The organism is Ulvibacterium sp., from assembly GCF_965248315.1.
In the GTDB taxonomy this organism is placed as follows: Bacteria; Bacteroidota; Bacteroidia; order Flavobacteriales; family Flavobacteriaceae; genus Ulvibacterium.
Map to the genome: position 1 here is coordinate 3070665 of NZ_CBDFIX010000002.1, position 14609 is coordinate 3085273.

Here is a 14609-nt window from a genome sequence, read left to right on the forward strand (position 1 = left end):
CTTCGTTTGAAAAAAGACCAAATTGGAAACATAAAGGACGCAGGGTAAAGGGGCGATATGCTCCACATTTTGATTCTCGATCGCCAATTCGCAATACTTGCAGTTCTCAATGTGATCACAACCATCGTCCGTGTGTGAATAGGCGTGGAAGGCGGATACCTTGATGAACAACAAAGTTGTGAAGAAGATGAATAAACCGATGTTACGATTCCCTGTCATAGCTTGCAAAACTAATCAAATTAAGCACTATAGCACAGTTATGCAAAATCTAATTATTTAAAAAGAAAACCAAGTCCAAGGCGCACTAACATTTTCTTTTCAAAATTCCAGAAGAATTTAAACTGTCCGAACAGCCATCCGAAAACTACCAACAAAACTTGATAAACAGGAAAAATCAGTAGAATGCGCAGCGTCCAATATATCCAAGGATTTGTTGTTTCTTGTTGAAAGCCAATAAAGCTCGTAAGAGGGTCTGCAAGTTTGGCGGCTGCAGAGCCTGTAATAGCAAATACAATAAAAATTATCAGCAATTGGAAATTGGAATCAATACCCCAGCGCTTTTTTAATTTCTCCATTTATCTCGGATATGAGGACAAATATAATCCTTAAATCCGAGGCAGCCAAGGTCCCAAACGCTGGTTGTATTTGCGTTGAAAATAGATGAAATAATTGTATAATTTAAAATTCACATCGTATCCATAATCTATGTTTGGGTCATAGTTTATCTGCAGTTCATACAAGTTGGGATTGAAACGCAAGGGTTCCAATACCCTTTGATTCCAGTTCATCACCATTATTTGATTACGGTTTTCCAAATAGGGCTGGGAGTAAAACCCCTTTGGCCTTGCAATACTATTAAGCCAAAAATTAAATCCAGGTTCTATGATAATGATTTCGTACTCCGTGGCATCGCTTTTTATTGTTATAGTATCACCCACCGTTTCGTTAAAAGCAATCTTTTCCTTATCCGTAATCTCAAGGACCTCCTTGGAGCTTTTACAACTATTAAAAGCCAAGCCAAAAAGAAATAGCAGTATTCCAATTTGGAAAATTATTTTTTTCATAGTAGAGCCTTCTCTTTCCAAATCAAAAAGATACAAAAAAGTCGCTCGTATGGAGGAGCGACTTTTGTTAAATAAGGTTAAGGTGATTGGAACTATTTTTTAAAGAGGCCTCCCAGTAACCCTCCAAGTCCACCACTTTTTTTATTGCTTCCCATAACCATACCGGCCACATCATCCAATACACTGCCATCACCATCGGCATCAATTAAGCTCATGATCAAACTTTGGTTTTGCTGCGGTTGACCTCCCAACATACTTCCCAATAAACTATTTATTCCATTGGCATCGTTCACATTACCATTGTTCCTTTCCCTACCTAAGTAGCCCATAACGATGGGAGCTGCAATTTTAAGGATATTGGCTATGGTACCTGCATCCAAACCGGATTTTTGGCTTAAGGCATTTTCTACCTGTGGTTGTTTGTTTCCGAGTACGTGGCCCAAAATCCCGGCACCGTCATCCATTACGGATTGGTCTACGCCTCCTCCAAAAAGACCTCCCAAATCATCCAGGATACTACCATTATGCTTATTGGACAGTGCATTCATTAGGCCTTCCGCTCCCTGAGGGGAAGACGCGTTTTTCTTCATCGCTCCCAATAGAAGGGGCATCGCCATGCTTAGTACATCGGCGGTCTTACTTTCTGCTTGTCCGGTTTGCCCGGCCACGCCATTAATTAATTGTTTGCCCATTGGGCTGTTTAGTAAATCTAATAATCCAGACATGTTATAGTTAATTTTAAAATGGAGGGGTAATGTACAAAAACTGTACTAATCTAACAGTCCTTCTGGAAAATAAACCTACTTCAACAACGAAATTATCTGTGAGGCCAATTCGGTTCCGATCCGGTCTTGGGCTTCTCCTGTTGCTGCTCCAATATGTGGGGTCAACGAAATTTTTGGGTGCATTAAAATCTTAATTTCCGGATTGGGCTCGGATTCGAAAACATCCAATCCGGCAAAGGAAATTTTCTCTTTTCCCAGAGCATCTACCAAGGCTACTTCATCCACCACACCACCGCGTGCCGCATTCACAATGCCAACGCCATCTTTCATGATGGCGATTTCCTTTTGGCCAATGACATACTCTTTTTGTGCCGGGACATGAAGGGTAATAAAATCCGAAGATTGCAATACTTCTTCCTTGGATAAGGAAGTGAAATCAAAAGAAACGGACTGATCATCGAAAAAAGAAACCTCCAGCGAAGCCTTTTCCAAAAAGGGGTCAAAATAAATGACTTTCATACCAACGCCCAATGCGATTTTTGCCGTGGCCCGACCAATTCGTCCAAAACCGATTACCCCTAAGGTCTTCCCCCTAAGTTCCGTTCCTCCAGCATAAGATTTTTTAAGCTGTTTAAATTTACTGTCCCCATCCAAGGGCATCTGCCTATTGGCATCATACAAGTAACGCACCCCTCCGAATAAATGGGCGAACACCAGTTCAGCCACGGATTCCGAAGAAGCTGCAGGGGTATTGATCACATGCAATCCCTTTTCCTTGGCATAGGCAACATCAATATTGTCCATACCTACACCACCACGACCGATTAGCTTTAGACTCGGGCAGGCGTCAATGAGGTTCTTTCGTACTTTGGTGGCACTTCGCACCAAAAGCCCAATGATTTCATTTTCATTGATATAGGGAATCAATTGTTCCTGGGCCACAGTAGTGGTCAATACCTCAAAGCCCTCGCTTTCCAAAGCTTGGATTCCTGATTGTGCTATTCCGTCGTTTGCTAATATTTTCATTTTGGTTGTCAGTTGTCAGTTGTCAGTTGTCGGTTGTCGGTGTATTGATTCAATTGTTCCTTGATTTTACGGTCAACGAACAACTAAAAACGCTCAACAATTATCCTTTTCGTTCCATTTCACTCATTACGTCTACAAGTATACCCACGCTTTCCAAGGACATAGCATTGTACATTGAGGCTCGGTAACCACCTACGGACCGGTGCCCGTTAAGCCCATTGATGCCCGCTTCCTTCCACATAGTATCAAAAGTTTCCTTTAACTTTTCATCGGCCAGGTTAAATGTTGCGTTCATATGGGAACGGTCCTCCATCTTGGCAAAGCCTTCAAAAACGGGGTTCAGGTCAATTTCCGAGTATAGCAATTGTGCCTTCTTTTCATTAATTTCCGCTATGGCTGGAATTCCCCCAAGATTTTTAAGCCATTCCAAGGTAAGCATACAGGTATATACAGCAAATACCGCAGGTGTATTGAACATACTATCCTTGGAAATATGAACCTTATAATCCAACATGGATGGAATTTTACGGGAGACCTTGCCCAAAACATCTTCTTTAACAACGACCAAGGTAGTACCTGCGGCTCCCATATTCTTTTGGGCGCCTGCATAGATTAAATCAAATTGTGAAAAATCCAATTGCCTGGAAAAAATGTCCGAACTCATATCACAGACCAACGGAACGGTAGTTTTCGGGAATTTTTTTACCTGAGTCCCGAAAATGGTATTATTGGAAGTTAGGTGCAGATAATCCAAATCATCAGGAACGGTATACCCCTTGGGAATGTAATTGAAATTTTCATCCTTTGAGGAACCCACTTCAACCACCTCACCAAAAATTTTAGCCTCCTTAACGGCCTTTTCACTCCATGCGCCAGTGTTTAAGTACCCCGCTTTCTTATCCAATAGATTATAGGCCACCATTAAAAACTCCAAACTGGCACCTCCTTGTAAAAACAAGGCTTGGTATCCTTTGCCCTCTAAGCCCAAAAGCTCTAGAGCCAAAGTTCTTGCCTTTTCCATGATTTCCACAAATTCCTTGCTTCGGTGGGATATTTCAATAAGTGATAATCCGGAACCATTATAGTCCATGACGGCTTCCGAAGCCTTTAAAAATACCTCTTGTGGAAGAATACAGGGTCCTGCGCTAAAATTATGTTTTTTCATGTGATGTTCAGTTTATGGGTTCCGAAAATCATTCGGTATTTCAATAGGTTTCTTAAATTGAGCCGTTAAAGGTCATAAAATTATAGGGAATCTTCCTCATGGAAAACAAATAATTCTGTTATGTTTTTAACAGGAAGTCAACAGTATCCACGCCGTCCGCATAATCCATTAAACTTGGGGTTTGTGTCTTCCCGAAAGGAACCTCATTTTTTATACTACCATGGGATACTACACATTGTATTTTTTGTTTGTCCCGTTCCAGCTTTGCTTTAATATCCTTCAAGGATTCATACCGTTCGTAAAACAGGGAAGCGATTGGCGACGCATAACTTTCATCCTCCTTTAGCATAAGAAATCCGTTGTCCAAGATCTTGAATTCGCTCATCAGATATACGGCCTTGTTATAATCATAGTTATTGGCATATTTTTGATGGTTTATAATGTCTTTATAAGGGTAAATTGCTGTAAAGAATACGTCAAAATCATAATCCATTGGAACAAAGATTTTGGATACACTTCGACACCCCAACCCGTAGTATCTAAAAATATCATCGCCAAAAGCTTTTAGCTGGTCTGGAGATTCGTTTCCTGTAAGTACGGCGACGGAATTTCTATTTTTTCGGATCAAGTTGGGCTTTTGGGCAAAATAGTATTCAAAATACCGGGCCGTATTATCGCTTCCCGTAGCAATTATGGCATCGAATCCCTCCAGTTTTTTCTCGGTGAAACAGATGGTATGTTTTAGTGTCGGCTCCATTTCGATAAGAAATTCGGCCAAAAATGGAAGCAGGATATTGTCGTTGGAAGAAAGCTTTGCCTGTACGGAATTCCCGGTCAACAGTACCGCCAAAAAATCATGGAAGCCTACTAGGGGAATGTTTCCGGCCATGATGAGGGCTACGTTCTTTTTTTTGTTTTCTTCCAGATCGTAGTAGGATAACCAATGTAGTAAACGGTCTTCTGTTAATAACTTACTCCAACTCTTAAGGGCAAATAACACATTCGCTTCTGTAAACCAACCGTTGGACTCACCGGCCAAACGAACCTTTTGTTCCAATTTATGAAACCATGGCTTGTTTGGATGCCCGTCATGAGCGGTTTTGTTGGAGTATTCGCAAAATTCCCCCATGAATTTTCCAAGTTTAACAAAAGCTTCTATTCTACGTTTGAGGTCTATCATTATATTTGTCTAGTAATTCTGTAGGGTTTACCTTTGCTTTTAAGGAATTGCAAAAATACACATACAAAACTAAAATTGCAGCTGATCGGATTTTGATGTAAAACGGATTCAGTATAAAAAAGAGAATTATGGCTATTATAATAACCGATGAATGTATAAACTGTGGGGCTTGTGAGCCCGAATGCCCAAATACCGCAATCTATGAAGGAGCGGATGAATGGCGCTACAGTGATGGGACTTCCCTAAAAGGTGATGTAGTATTACCGGATGGAAAAGCGGTTAATGCGGATGACGTACAGGAACCGATAAGCGACGAAATCTACTACATATCCCCAGATAAATGTACCGAATGTATGGGCTTTCATGAGGAGCCCCAATGCGCCGCGGTCTGTCCTGTAGACTGTTGTGTTCCGGATGAGGATAGGGTAGAGTCCGAAGAAACGTTGCTTACCAAACAACAATTTATGCATCCAGAGGATTAGGTGGATCTTTCAACTTATTAGGAAAAAAATTAAAACCCGATAGTGAATATCGGGTTTTTTGTTTCCTCTTTTTGGGTCTTAAAACCACTTTGAAAGCCTATCTTTGCACGCGAATTGGAAAATGGAAACCTTTTCCAAAACTGTAAACCTAACATTTTCCTCAAATGAAAGCAGGTATTGTTGGCTTACCCAATGTAGGCAAGTCCACCCTTTTTAACTGTCTGTCCAATGCCAAGGCACAAAGTGCCAATTTTCCATTTTGTACTATTGAGCCCAATATTGGGGTCGTAAACGTTCCCGATCCCAGATTGGAAAAACTGGAAGCGTTGGTAAGTCCGGAACGTGTAGTACCCGCCACGGTGGAAATTGTGGATATCGCCGGACTGGTAAAAGGAGCCAGTAAAGGAGAAGGTTTGGGCAACCAATTTCTGGGAAATATTAGGGAGACAGATGCCATCCTCCATGTTTTACGCTGTTTTGACAATGACAATGTGGTCCATGTTGACGGTTCCGTAGATCCCATTCGTGATAAGGAGACCATTGATATGGAATTACAGCTAAAGGACCTTGAAACCGTAGAGAAAAAGTTGGACAAGGTAAAACGTGCGGCAAAAACTGGTAATAAGGAGGCCCAGAAGGAAGAGGCTGTGCTACTGAAATTAAAGGAAGGTCTGGAGGCCGGCACCTCCGTACGCGCGATTGCCGTTGAAAAGGATGCCCGAAAGGAATATGTGAATCCCCTACAGTTCATAACGGACAAACCGGTAATGTACGTTTGCAATGTGGACGAAGAATCTGCCGTAAACGGGAATTCCTATGTGGAAAAAGTACGAAATGCCGTAGCCCAAGAAGAGGCGGCCATTCTGGTTTTGGCCGTAGGAACGGAAGCGGATATCACAGAGTTGGTGACTTATGAGGAACGGCAAATGTTCCTTGAAGATATGGGGCTAGATGAACCGGGTTCAGCTAAACTGATACGGGGTGCCTACAAATTATTGAACTTGGAAACCTACTTCACTGCCGGTGAAAAGGAAGTTCGTGCTTGGACCATTCCCATTGGGGCTACCGCTCCACAGGCTGCCGGAGTAATCCATACCGATTTTGAAAAGGGCTTTATCCGGGCCGAGGTCATCTCCTATGCGGACTATGTAAGTTATGGGAGTGAGCAAAAGGTTAAGGAAGCCGGTAAAATGCGGGTAGAAGGAAAGGACTATATTGTACAGGACGGGGATGTAATGCACTTCCGCTTCAACGTTTAAAAAGTTCTTCTGAAACCGAAGATTTCTTCAAAGAACGTCAGCTGGCCATCGTAATCCCGCAAAAAAGGATTCGGGCCCATAAACAATCCGCTTTACTTTTAGCGAATGTTTAAAAAGTATTCCGCTTCGGGTATTGGAATCCTACTGGCTATTTTTGGGGTAGTGCTCTTTTCCACAAAAGCAGTTATGGTAAAGCTGGCCTATGACTATGAAGTGGACCATGTTACCCTGCTTTTGTTCCGAATGGGTTTTGCCCTTCCTTTTTATATTTTCATTGCACTATGGAAGAAACCCTTGCACCCTAAGGAAATCCGAACCAAAGATTACGTTTGGATCGTATTTTTGGGATTTGTAGGATACTACCTGGCCAGCTTGTTCGATTTTATGGGGCTGCAGTACATAAAGGCCGGATTGGAACGGCTTATCCTTTTCATTTATCCCACTATAGTAGTATTGCTGTCCTGGCTTTTCTTTAGAAAAAGAATCACCAAGTCCCAGATATGGGCCATATTGCTTACCTATCTTGGAGTAGTCGTTACGTTTTGGAGTGAAATCCGGATTGAAGGTGACGCTGTTTTGTGGGGCGGATTTTTGATTTTACTTAGTGCAATTACCTATGCTTCTTATTTGGTAGGCAGCGGTTGGCTTATTCCAAAATTTGGCGTGCTCCAGTTTACATCCTATGCCATGATCGTATCTACGCTATGTGTAGGTTTACATTATGGTATTTCGGGAGATTTTGCACTTACCCATTATCCTTGGGAAGTATACGCATTGGGACTGGCCATGGCACTTTTTGCAACCTTGATTCCCTCCTTTTTGGTTTCCGCCGCCATTGAAAGGCTTGGAGCATCCACTTTTTCCATTTTTGGAAGTTTAGGACCAATTTCCACTATCGTCTTGGCCTATTTCCTGCTGGATGAGCGGATAACAGGTCTTCAGATGTTTGGAATGTTGATTGTAATAGCTGGTGTAAGCCTAGTTTCCACAAAGGGCAAGACCAGGGGTTAAAGTGTAAAGAATGGCTTGGTGTACACTCCTTATTTTAAAGGTGGCTTTAATACTCCAACGTGAATCCGGTGGCCTCGGCTATCAACAAATTCCGTACTTTCGTTGTTAATTACTTTCCTGGGCACCCATTTTGATTTTTGCCTCGAAATTTTATATTAGCAAGGATAAACCCACTTTAAATGGCTCAAACGCAATATACCGAAGATAATATTCGCTCGCTGGATTGGAAGGAACACATCCGTATGCGTCCCGGAATGTATATCGGTAAGTTGGGCGACGGCTCCTCAGCAGACGATGGGATCTATATTCTCCTTAAGGAGGTATTGGATAATTGCATCGATGAATTTGTTATGGGTGCGGGTAAGACCATCGATATTTCAATTCAGGGAGAACGGGTCATTGTTCGGGACTACGGTCGGGGCATTCCCTTGGGCAAGGTAGTGGACGTTGTGTCCAAAATGAACACCGGTGGCAAATACGATACACGGGCCTTTAAGAAGTCCGTTGGACTGAATGGAGTGGGTACCAAAGCGGTGAATGCCCTTTCTACCTTTTTTAAGGTGGAATCCACTAGGGATGGCAAATCCAAATCCGCGGAATTTGAGATAGGGGAACTCAAGAATGAAGAATTGTTGGAAGAGACGGCAAGAAGGCGCGGTACCAAGGTTACCTTTATCCCGGATGAATCTATCTTTAAAAAATACAAATACCGTAATGAGTATGTAGAACGCATGGTCAAAAACTATGTGTATCTCAATCCGGGCCTCACCATTGTATTCAACGGCGAAAAATTCCATTCCGAAAACGGATTAAAGGATTTATTGGAGGATAACAACAATGTGGAGGACATGTTGTATCCCATCATACATTTAAAAGGTAACGATATAGAGATCGCCATTACCCATAGCAAGACGCAGTACAGTGAGGAATATCATTCCTTTGTTAACGGACAGCATACCACGCAGGGAGGTACACATCAGTCCGCGTTTCGCGAGGCTGTTGTAAAGACCATTCGAGATTTCTATGGAAAGAACTATGATTCCTCGGATATTCGAAAATCAATCATCTCCGCAATTTCCATTAAGGTTATGGAACCGGTTTTCGAAAGTCAGACCAAGACCAAGTTGGGCTCTACCGATATGGGTGGAGGTCTCCCTACGGTACGTACGTATGTCAATGATTTTGTGGGAAGACAACTGGACAATTATTTGCATAAAAACCCGGATACGGCAGAGAAGCTGCAGCGTAAGATCATGCAGGCCGAAAAAGAACGGAAGGAACTTTCAGGTATTCGAAAATTGGCTCGGGAACGGGCAAAAAAAGCCAGTTTGCACAACAAAAAGCTGAGGGATTGTCGTGTACATCTAGATAATATGAAGAACGATAGGAGGCTGGACAGCACGTTGTTCATTACCGAAGGTGATTCCGCTTCCGGATCAATAACCAAGTCTAGGGATGTGAATACGCAGGCCGTGTTCAGTCTTCGTGGAAAGCCTTTGAATTCCTATGGCATGTCCAAAAAAATCGTTTATGAGAACGAGGAATTCAATCTTCTGCAGGCGGCATTGAACATAGAGGATTCCATGGAGGAACTTCGCTACAACAACATTGTAATCGCAACGGATGCGGATGTGGATGGAATGCATATCCGGTTGCTATTGATAACCTTTTTTCTCCAGTTTTTTCCGGAACTGATCAAGGAAGGGCACTTGTACATCCTGCAGACGCCTTTGTTCCGTGTTAGGAACAAGAAGGAAACCATTTACTGTTACAGCGATGAGGAGAAGAAGGAGGCTATGGCCAAGCTAACCGGAAAGCCCGAAATTACAAGATTCAAGGGTTTGGGGGAAATATCCCCTGACGAATTCAAGCATTTTATTGGCGATGACATCCGATTGGAACCCGTAATGTTGGATAAAGCGATGTCCATTGAACAGTTATTGAATTTTTATATGGGCAAGAATACCCCCGATCGTCAAAAATTCATAATTAACAATCTTAAAGTAGAAGTAGATCTAGTTGAAGATAACCAATTGTAAAACAAAATTATACGTATCTGTTCTGAATGGAAGAGAATGAAGAAGTGAACGAGAGTCCTGAACAAAACCCGGACAGTTCCCAAGATGCCCTCACCCGGGTTACGGGCATGTACAAGGATTGGTTTTTGGACTATGCTTCCTATGTTATTTTAGAACGGGCCGTACCTGCTATAGAGGACGGGTTTAAACCTGTGCAGCGCCGTATCATGCACGCATTGAAGGAACTGGATGACGGCCGCTACAATAAAGTGGCCAATGTTGTTGGCCATACCATGCAATACCACCCCCATGGAGATGCCAGTATTGCCGATGCCATGGTTCAAATAGGTCAAAAAGACTTGTTGATAGATACCCAGGGGAACTGGGGAAACATACTTACCGGGGATAGTGCTGCTGCCTCCAGATATATTGAGGCCCGGCTTTCCAAATTTGCCTTGGACGTTGTCTTTAGCCCTAAGATTACGGAATGGCAGCTTTCCTATGATGGTAGAAAAAAAGAACCGGTAAACCTGCCGGTAAAATTTCCGTTATTGTTGGCCCAAGGTGCAGAAGGTATCGCCGTAGGTCTTTCCACAAAGATACTTCCCCATAATTTCAACGAGCTAATAGATGCGTCCATAAAGCATCTGAAAGGACAACGTTTTAAGCTGTTCCCAGATTTTCCGACTGCCGGCATTATTGATGTAAGTAATTACAATGATGGCTTGAGGGGAGGCAAGATACGTGTCCGGGCCAAGATTTCCCAAAGGGATAAAAATACCTTGGTCATCAATGAGATTCCCTTTGGAACCAATACGTCCTCTTTGATCGATTCTATTCTTAAGGCCAATGACAAGGGAAAAATAAAAATCAAAAAAATAGAGGACAATACAGCGGCCGAGGTAGAAATTTTGGTTCATCTACCCAGTGGCATCTCTCCGGACAGGACCATTGATGCCCTATATGCGTTTACATCTTGTGAATCATCCATTTCTCCTTTGGCCTGTATCATCGAAGACAACAAACCTTTGTTCATTGGGGTCACGGAGATGTTAAGGCGTTCTACCGATGCCACTGTAGAATTATTGAGACAAGAGTTGGAAATCCAACTTTCCGAACTTCAGGAACAATGGCATTTTGCTTCATTGGAACGTATCTTCATTGAAAACCGAATCTATAGGGACATTGAGGAAGAAGAGACCTGGGAAGGGGTAATAACCGCAATAGACAAAGGATTGAAACCCCATACCCAACATCTAAAAAGAGCGGTAACCGAAGAGGATATTGTACGTTTGACGGAGATTCGTATAAAACGTATTTCCAAATTCGATTTGGACAAGGCGCAACAGCATTTGGAAAGTTTGGAAGAAAGAATTGCCCAAACCCAACACCATCTGGATAATTTGGTCGATTTTGCCATTGATTATTTCAAAGACTTGAAATCAAAATATGGAAAGGGACGTGAGCGCAAATCTGAAATTCGAATTTTTGATGATATTGAGGCGACCAAAGTAGTCATACGCAATACCAAACTCTATGTAAACCGGGAGGAAGGTTTCGTTGGTACATCGTTACGACGTGATGAATATGTAACGGATTGCAGTGATATTGATGACATTATCGTTTTTACAAAAGATGGAAAAATGATGGTGACCCGGGTAGATACCAAAACCTTTGTAGGCAAGAATATTATCCATGTCGCCGTATTCAAGAAAAAGGACAAGCGTACTATTTATAATATGATTTATAAAGATGGTAGGGGAGGTGCCACATACATAAAGCGTTTTGCAGTTACCAGTATTACTAGGGATAAGGCCTATGAGCTAACCAGTGGTAAGGCAGGTACCGATGTATCGTATTTTTCAGCTAATCCCAATGGCGAGGCCGAAGTGGTTACCGTAAACCTAAGGCAAGTAGGAAGTATCAAAAAATTGAAATGGGATATGGATTTTGCCGATGTATTGATCAAAGGAAGGGCCTCCAAAGGAAACATTGTTACCAAGTATTCGGTAAAACGTATAGAACTTAAGGAAAAAGGATTATCAACTTTAAAGCCCCGTAAGCTTTGGTTCGATGAAACCGTTCAGCGTTTGAACATGGATGAACGCGGAGAATTTCTGGGAGAATTTACAGGGGAAGACCGCCTACTTATCATCAATCAAAATGGTCTGGTAAAGACGGTTATCCCAGAGCTTACGCTCCGTTTTGATGATGATATGATCGTGTTGGAAAAATGGGATCCCAACAAACCACTCTCCGCAATTCATTGGGAGGGCGAGAAGGAGCTATTCTATGTAAAGCGATTTTTGATTGAAAACCCGGACAAGGAAGAAACTATTATAACAGACCATTCCAAGTCCTACTTGGAAAAAATGTTTACGGATTATCGTCCAAGGGCAGAAATAGTTTTCTCCAAAAAGAGAGGGCAGGACCGAAAGAACAATCTGGAAATCAATTTGGAAGAATTCATATCAGTGAAAGGGATTACCGCAATGGGCAATCAATTGACCAAGGAGAAAGTACTTGAAATCAATGCTTTGGATCCATTGCCCTATGAACCTCCCGAACCTAAGGATACCATGGATATTGAGGTGGTGGACGAGGAAAATGTAGCTTCCGAAACAAAAGGGGGCAAATCCGAGTCTAGCGGTGAGGACGAAGGAAAAAATGATAATGAGCAAACTACGCTTTTCTAATTGAAGTAGTGGAAAAACTTCAAGAAGATACCATAATTCCACCCATAATATTAAGTTAACACAAAAATAAGATTGGGATAACTACGGATATATGTTTAAGGAAAGTAGGAAATTATCGCCTAGAACCCTATAAAAGACGAACATTTTGCTTTTTTGAAACTAATAGCCTTATATTTAGCCCAAACTGATTGTTAGATGGATTTTACCAACCCCTTGGTATATGGTGTACCTTGTTTTATAGCTTTTATCTTATTGGAGTTAACCTATAGCAAAACCCACGGGGATGATGACCTTTACAATTGGAAAGATTTGTTCGCAAGCGGTTTTATGGGTGTTGGATCGGCAATCTTGGGTCCTTTGTTCAAGGTGATATTCGCTATTGTATTGTTTGAATATACCTATGAACTTTTTAATCCGGAAATAAATGGAGTTCGTACCAATATCATGGGGTATGCTTCCTTTGGTTATGCTTGGTATGTTTGGTTACTCTGTCAATTGGCGGATGATTTCACGTATTATTGGTTTCATAGGGCCAACCACGAAGTTAGGGTGCTTTGGGCCGCCCATATCGTGCATCACTCTTCAGATAATTTTAATCTGGGAACGGCGGTTAGAAATGGTTGGTTCACAATAGTTTATAAACCTTTGTTCTATATGTGGATGCCGGCTATTGGGTTCCCTCCGGAAATGGTAATGGTATGTTTGGGGATAGAGGCCCTATGGCAATTTCAGCTACATTCCGTATATGTTCCAAAAATGGGTTGGATAGAGAAGATTTTCAATACACATACCATGCATCAGGTACACCACGCACAGAATGTTGAATATTTGGATAAGAATCATGGTGGATTCCTTAATATATTTGACAAGCTATTTGGAACCTGGAAAGAACTGGATGATGATATCGATGTAAAATATGGGGTAATCCATTCACCTGAATCCTACAATCCAATGGTCATCCTTACCCATGAGTATAAAGATATCTGGAATGACCTTAAAAAATCAAAAAAGCTTTCCCATAAGTTAATGTATATTTTTGGACCTCCGGGCTGGAGCCATGATGGGAGTACCTTAACGGTGAAACAACAACAACGTCTTTTTGAGGAACAGAAAAAGATAAATCCCAAATTGGCCTATAGCCGGCCTAATTAGTCCGATACTCTGGAAGTTGAATCATTCGCTTCTGCTTTCCAAAGCGTCTTCTTTTTTTCGCAATTTCATATTCAAAAATTCTATCAGCAATGAAAAAGCGATAGCAAAGTATAGGTAGCCTTTTGGAATGGCGCCGATTTCCTGATCAAAAATTTTGGTATGGCTTAGATGTGCCGCTTCCGCAATTAACATAAAACCGATAAGAATCAAAAAAGAGAGTGCCAATAGCTGCATGGAAGGATGCTTGTTGATAAAGACCCGTATGGGATTGGCAAACACCATCATTATTATGATAGAAATGACAACGGCAATGATCATGACTATTAAGGCATCCATGGGACTATCGCCTATTCCATTGGTCATACCAACTGCCGTAAGAATAGAATCTATGGAAAATATAAAATCAATGAGCACTATTTGAACTATCGCGTTTGAAAAGCTTGTAATTTTCTTTGCATCCAATTCATCCTTATCGTGGGAGGGCAGCTCAACTTTTTCATGAATTTCCGAGGTGCTTTTGTAAAGGAGGAACAGTCCCCCAAAAAATAAAATTAAAGCTTGGCCACTTATCCCAGTAGTGAGCCAAGGGGAGTCAATATAGTAGAAAGGGTTTTTTAAGCCTATCAAAAAAGAGACGGCGAACAGTAGGATTATGCGCTGCACCATGGCCAAAAGCAATCCTATATTGGTGGCCCTCTTCCGTTGGTTTTGGGGCAATTTATTGGCTACTATGGAAATGAAAACTATATTATCTATTCCAAGTACGATTTCCAAAAAGGTCAAGGTCAACAAAGCGACCCACGCATCGGGGCTTGCAAAAAATTCAAACAT

13 protein-coding genes are annotated in these 14609 nt (G+C 41.8%); 6 read left to right on the forward strand and 7 right to left on the reverse strand.

The genetic code is table 11. The annotated features are described in order from the left end of the window. Window positions 1–272: 272 nt before the first annotated feature. The 6 genes from ACP2AF_RS14720 to ACP2AF_RS14745 form a co-directional block, all read right to left on the reverse strand. Complete coding sequence (locus tag ACP2AF_RS14720; RefSeq protein ID WP_120711118.1) at window positions 273–575, reverse strand: DUF6787 family protein; 303 nt, start codon at window positions 573–575, stop codon at window positions 273–275. 30 nt (window positions 576–605) lie between these two features. Beyond that, complete coding sequence (locus ACP2AF_RS14725) at window positions 606–1064, reverse strand: DUF6146 family protein (protein WP_425236911.1); 459 nt, start codon at window positions 1062–1064, stop codon at window positions 606–608. A 92-nt stretch (window positions 1065–1156) separates the two neighbouring features. Beyond that, the gene (locus tag ACP2AF_RS14730; RefSeq protein ID WP_425236912.1) at window positions 1157–1789 is read right to left on the reverse strand and encodes a DUF937 domain-containing protein; all 633 of its coding nucleotides are present in this window, start codon (window positions 1787–1789) and stop codon (window positions 1157–1159) included. A gap of 75 nt (window positions 1790–1864) precedes the next feature. After that, a complete protein-coding gene (locus ACP2AF_RS14735) occupies window positions 1865–2815 on the reverse strand; it encodes a D-2-hydroxyacid dehydrogenase (protein ID WP_425236913.1) in 951 nt (316 codons plus the stop codon). Between the two features lie 100 nt (window positions 2816–2915). Then, window positions 2916–3980 (reverse strand): 3-phosphoserine/phosphohydroxythreonine transaminase, encoded by a 1065-nt coding sequence (gene serC, locus ACP2AF_RS14740; RefSeq protein ID WP_425236914.1) that lies wholly within the window; start codon window positions 3978–3980, stop codon window positions 2916–2918. Between the two features lie 118 nt (window positions 3981–4098). Next, entirely contained in the window at window positions 4099–5160 is a 1062-nt protein-coding gene (locus ACP2AF_RS14745) for an acyl-CoA reductase (protein WP_425236915.1), read from the reverse strand. Window positions 5161–5288: 128 nt separating this feature from the next. On the opposite strand from ACP2AF_RS14745, the gene ACP2AF_RS14750 reads away from it, so the two are divergent. The 6 genes from ACP2AF_RS14750 (at window position 5289) to ACP2AF_RS14775 (ending at window position 13778) form a co-directional block, all read left to right on the forward strand. Further along, the gene (locus ACP2AF_RS14750; protein WP_120711124.1) at window positions 5289–5642 is read left to right on the forward strand and encodes a 4Fe-4S dicluster domain-containing protein; all 354 of its coding nucleotides are present in this window, start codon (window positions 5289–5291) and stop codon (window positions 5640–5642) included. Between the two features lie 164 nt (window positions 5643–5806). Continuing rightward, a complete protein-coding gene (gene ychF, locus ACP2AF_RS14755) occupies window positions 5807–6901 on the forward strand; it encodes a redox-regulated ATPase YchF (RefSeq protein ID WP_425236916.1) in 1095 nt (364 codons plus the stop codon). Window positions 6902–7006: 105 nt separating this feature from the next. Then, window positions 7007–7912 carry a DMT family transporter gene (locus ACP2AF_RS14760; RefSeq protein WP_425236917.1) on the forward strand — a complete coding sequence of 302 codons (906 nt, stop codon included), beginning with the start codon at window positions 7007–7009 and terminating at the stop codon, window positions 7910–7912. A gap of 179 nt (window positions 7913–8091) precedes the next feature. Further along, entirely contained in the window at window positions 8092–9951 is a 1860-nt protein-coding gene (locus ACP2AF_RS14765; protein ID WP_425236918.1) for a DNA topoisomerase IV subunit B, read from the forward strand. Window positions 9952–9977: 26 nt separating this feature from the next. Then, a complete protein-coding gene (locus ACP2AF_RS14770; protein WP_425236919.1) occupies window positions 9978–12626 on the forward strand; it encodes a DNA gyrase/topoisomerase IV subunit A in 2649 nt (882 codons plus the stop codon). Between the two features lie 195 nt (window positions 12627–12821). Continuing rightward, window positions 12822–13778: a sterol desaturase family protein gene (locus ACP2AF_RS14775; protein ID WP_425236920.1), complete on the forward strand. Its 957-nt coding sequence runs from the start codon at window positions 12822–12824 to the stop codon at window positions 13776–13778. A 21-nt stretch (window positions 13779–13799) separates the two neighbouring features. Here the strand turns inward: ACP2AF_RS14775 and ACP2AF_RS14780 are convergent, their stop codons facing one another. Further along, on the reverse strand, window positions 13800–14609 hold the full coding sequence (locus ACP2AF_RS14780) for a TerC family protein (RefSeq protein WP_425236921.1): 810 nt from the start codon (window positions 14607–14609) through the stop codon (window positions 13800–13802).

What these genes read in the sequence shown, in the direction of transcription:
- ACP2AF_RS14720 (WP_120711118.1), bottom strand. Translation starts at nt 575, where the DNA reads ATGGAGAAATTAAAAAAGCGCTGGGGTATTGATTCCAATTTCCAATTG.
- ACP2AF_RS14725 (WP_425236911.1), bottom strand. Translation starts at nt 1,064, where the DNA reads ATGAAAAAAATAATTTTCCAAATTGGAATACTGCTATTTCTTTTTGGC.
- ACP2AF_RS14730 (WP_425236912.1), bottom strand. Translation starts at nt 1,789, where the DNA reads ATGTCTGGATTATTAGATTTACTAAACAGCCCAATGGGCAAACAATTA.
- ACP2AF_RS14735 (WP_425236913.1), bottom strand. Translation starts at nt 2,815, where the DNA reads ATGAAAATATTAGCAAACGACGGAATAGCACAATCAGGAATCCAAGCT.
- serC (WP_425236914.1), bottom strand. Translation starts at nt 3,980, where the DNA reads ATGAAAAAACATAATTTTAGCGCAGGACCCTGTATTCTTCCACAAGAG.
- ACP2AF_RS14745 (WP_425236915.1), bottom strand. Translation starts at nt 5,160, where the DNA reads ATGATAGACCTCAAACGTAGAATAGAAGCTTTTGTTAAACTTGGAAAA.
- ACP2AF_RS14750 (WP_120711124.1), top strand. Translation starts at nt 5,289, where the DNA reads ATGGCTATTATAATAACCGATGAATGTATAAACTGTGGGGCTTGTGAG.
- ychF (WP_425236916.1), top strand. Translation starts at nt 5,807, where the DNA reads ATGAAAGCAGGTATTGTTGGCTTACCCAATGTAGGCAAGTCCACCCTT.
- ACP2AF_RS14760 (WP_425236917.1), top strand. Translation starts at nt 7,007, where the DNA reads ATGTTTAAAAAGTATTCCGCTTCGGGTATTGGAATCCTACTGGCTATT.
- ACP2AF_RS14765 (WP_425236918.1), top strand. Translation starts at nt 8,092, where the DNA reads ATGGCTCAAACGCAATATACCGAAGATAATATTCGCTCGCTGGATTGG.
- ACP2AF_RS14770 (WP_425236919.1), top strand. Translation starts at nt 9,978, where the DNA reads ATGGAAGAGAATGAAGAAGTGAACGAGAGTCCTGAACAAAACCCGGAC.
- ACP2AF_RS14775 (WP_425236920.1), top strand. Translation starts at nt 12,822, where the DNA reads ATGGATTTTACCAACCCCTTGGTATATGGTGTACCTTGTTTTATAGCT.
- ACP2AF_RS14780 (WP_425236921.1), bottom strand. Translation starts at nt 14,609, where the DNA reads ATGTTTGAATTTTTTGCAAGCCCCGATGCGTGGGTCGCTTTGTTGACC.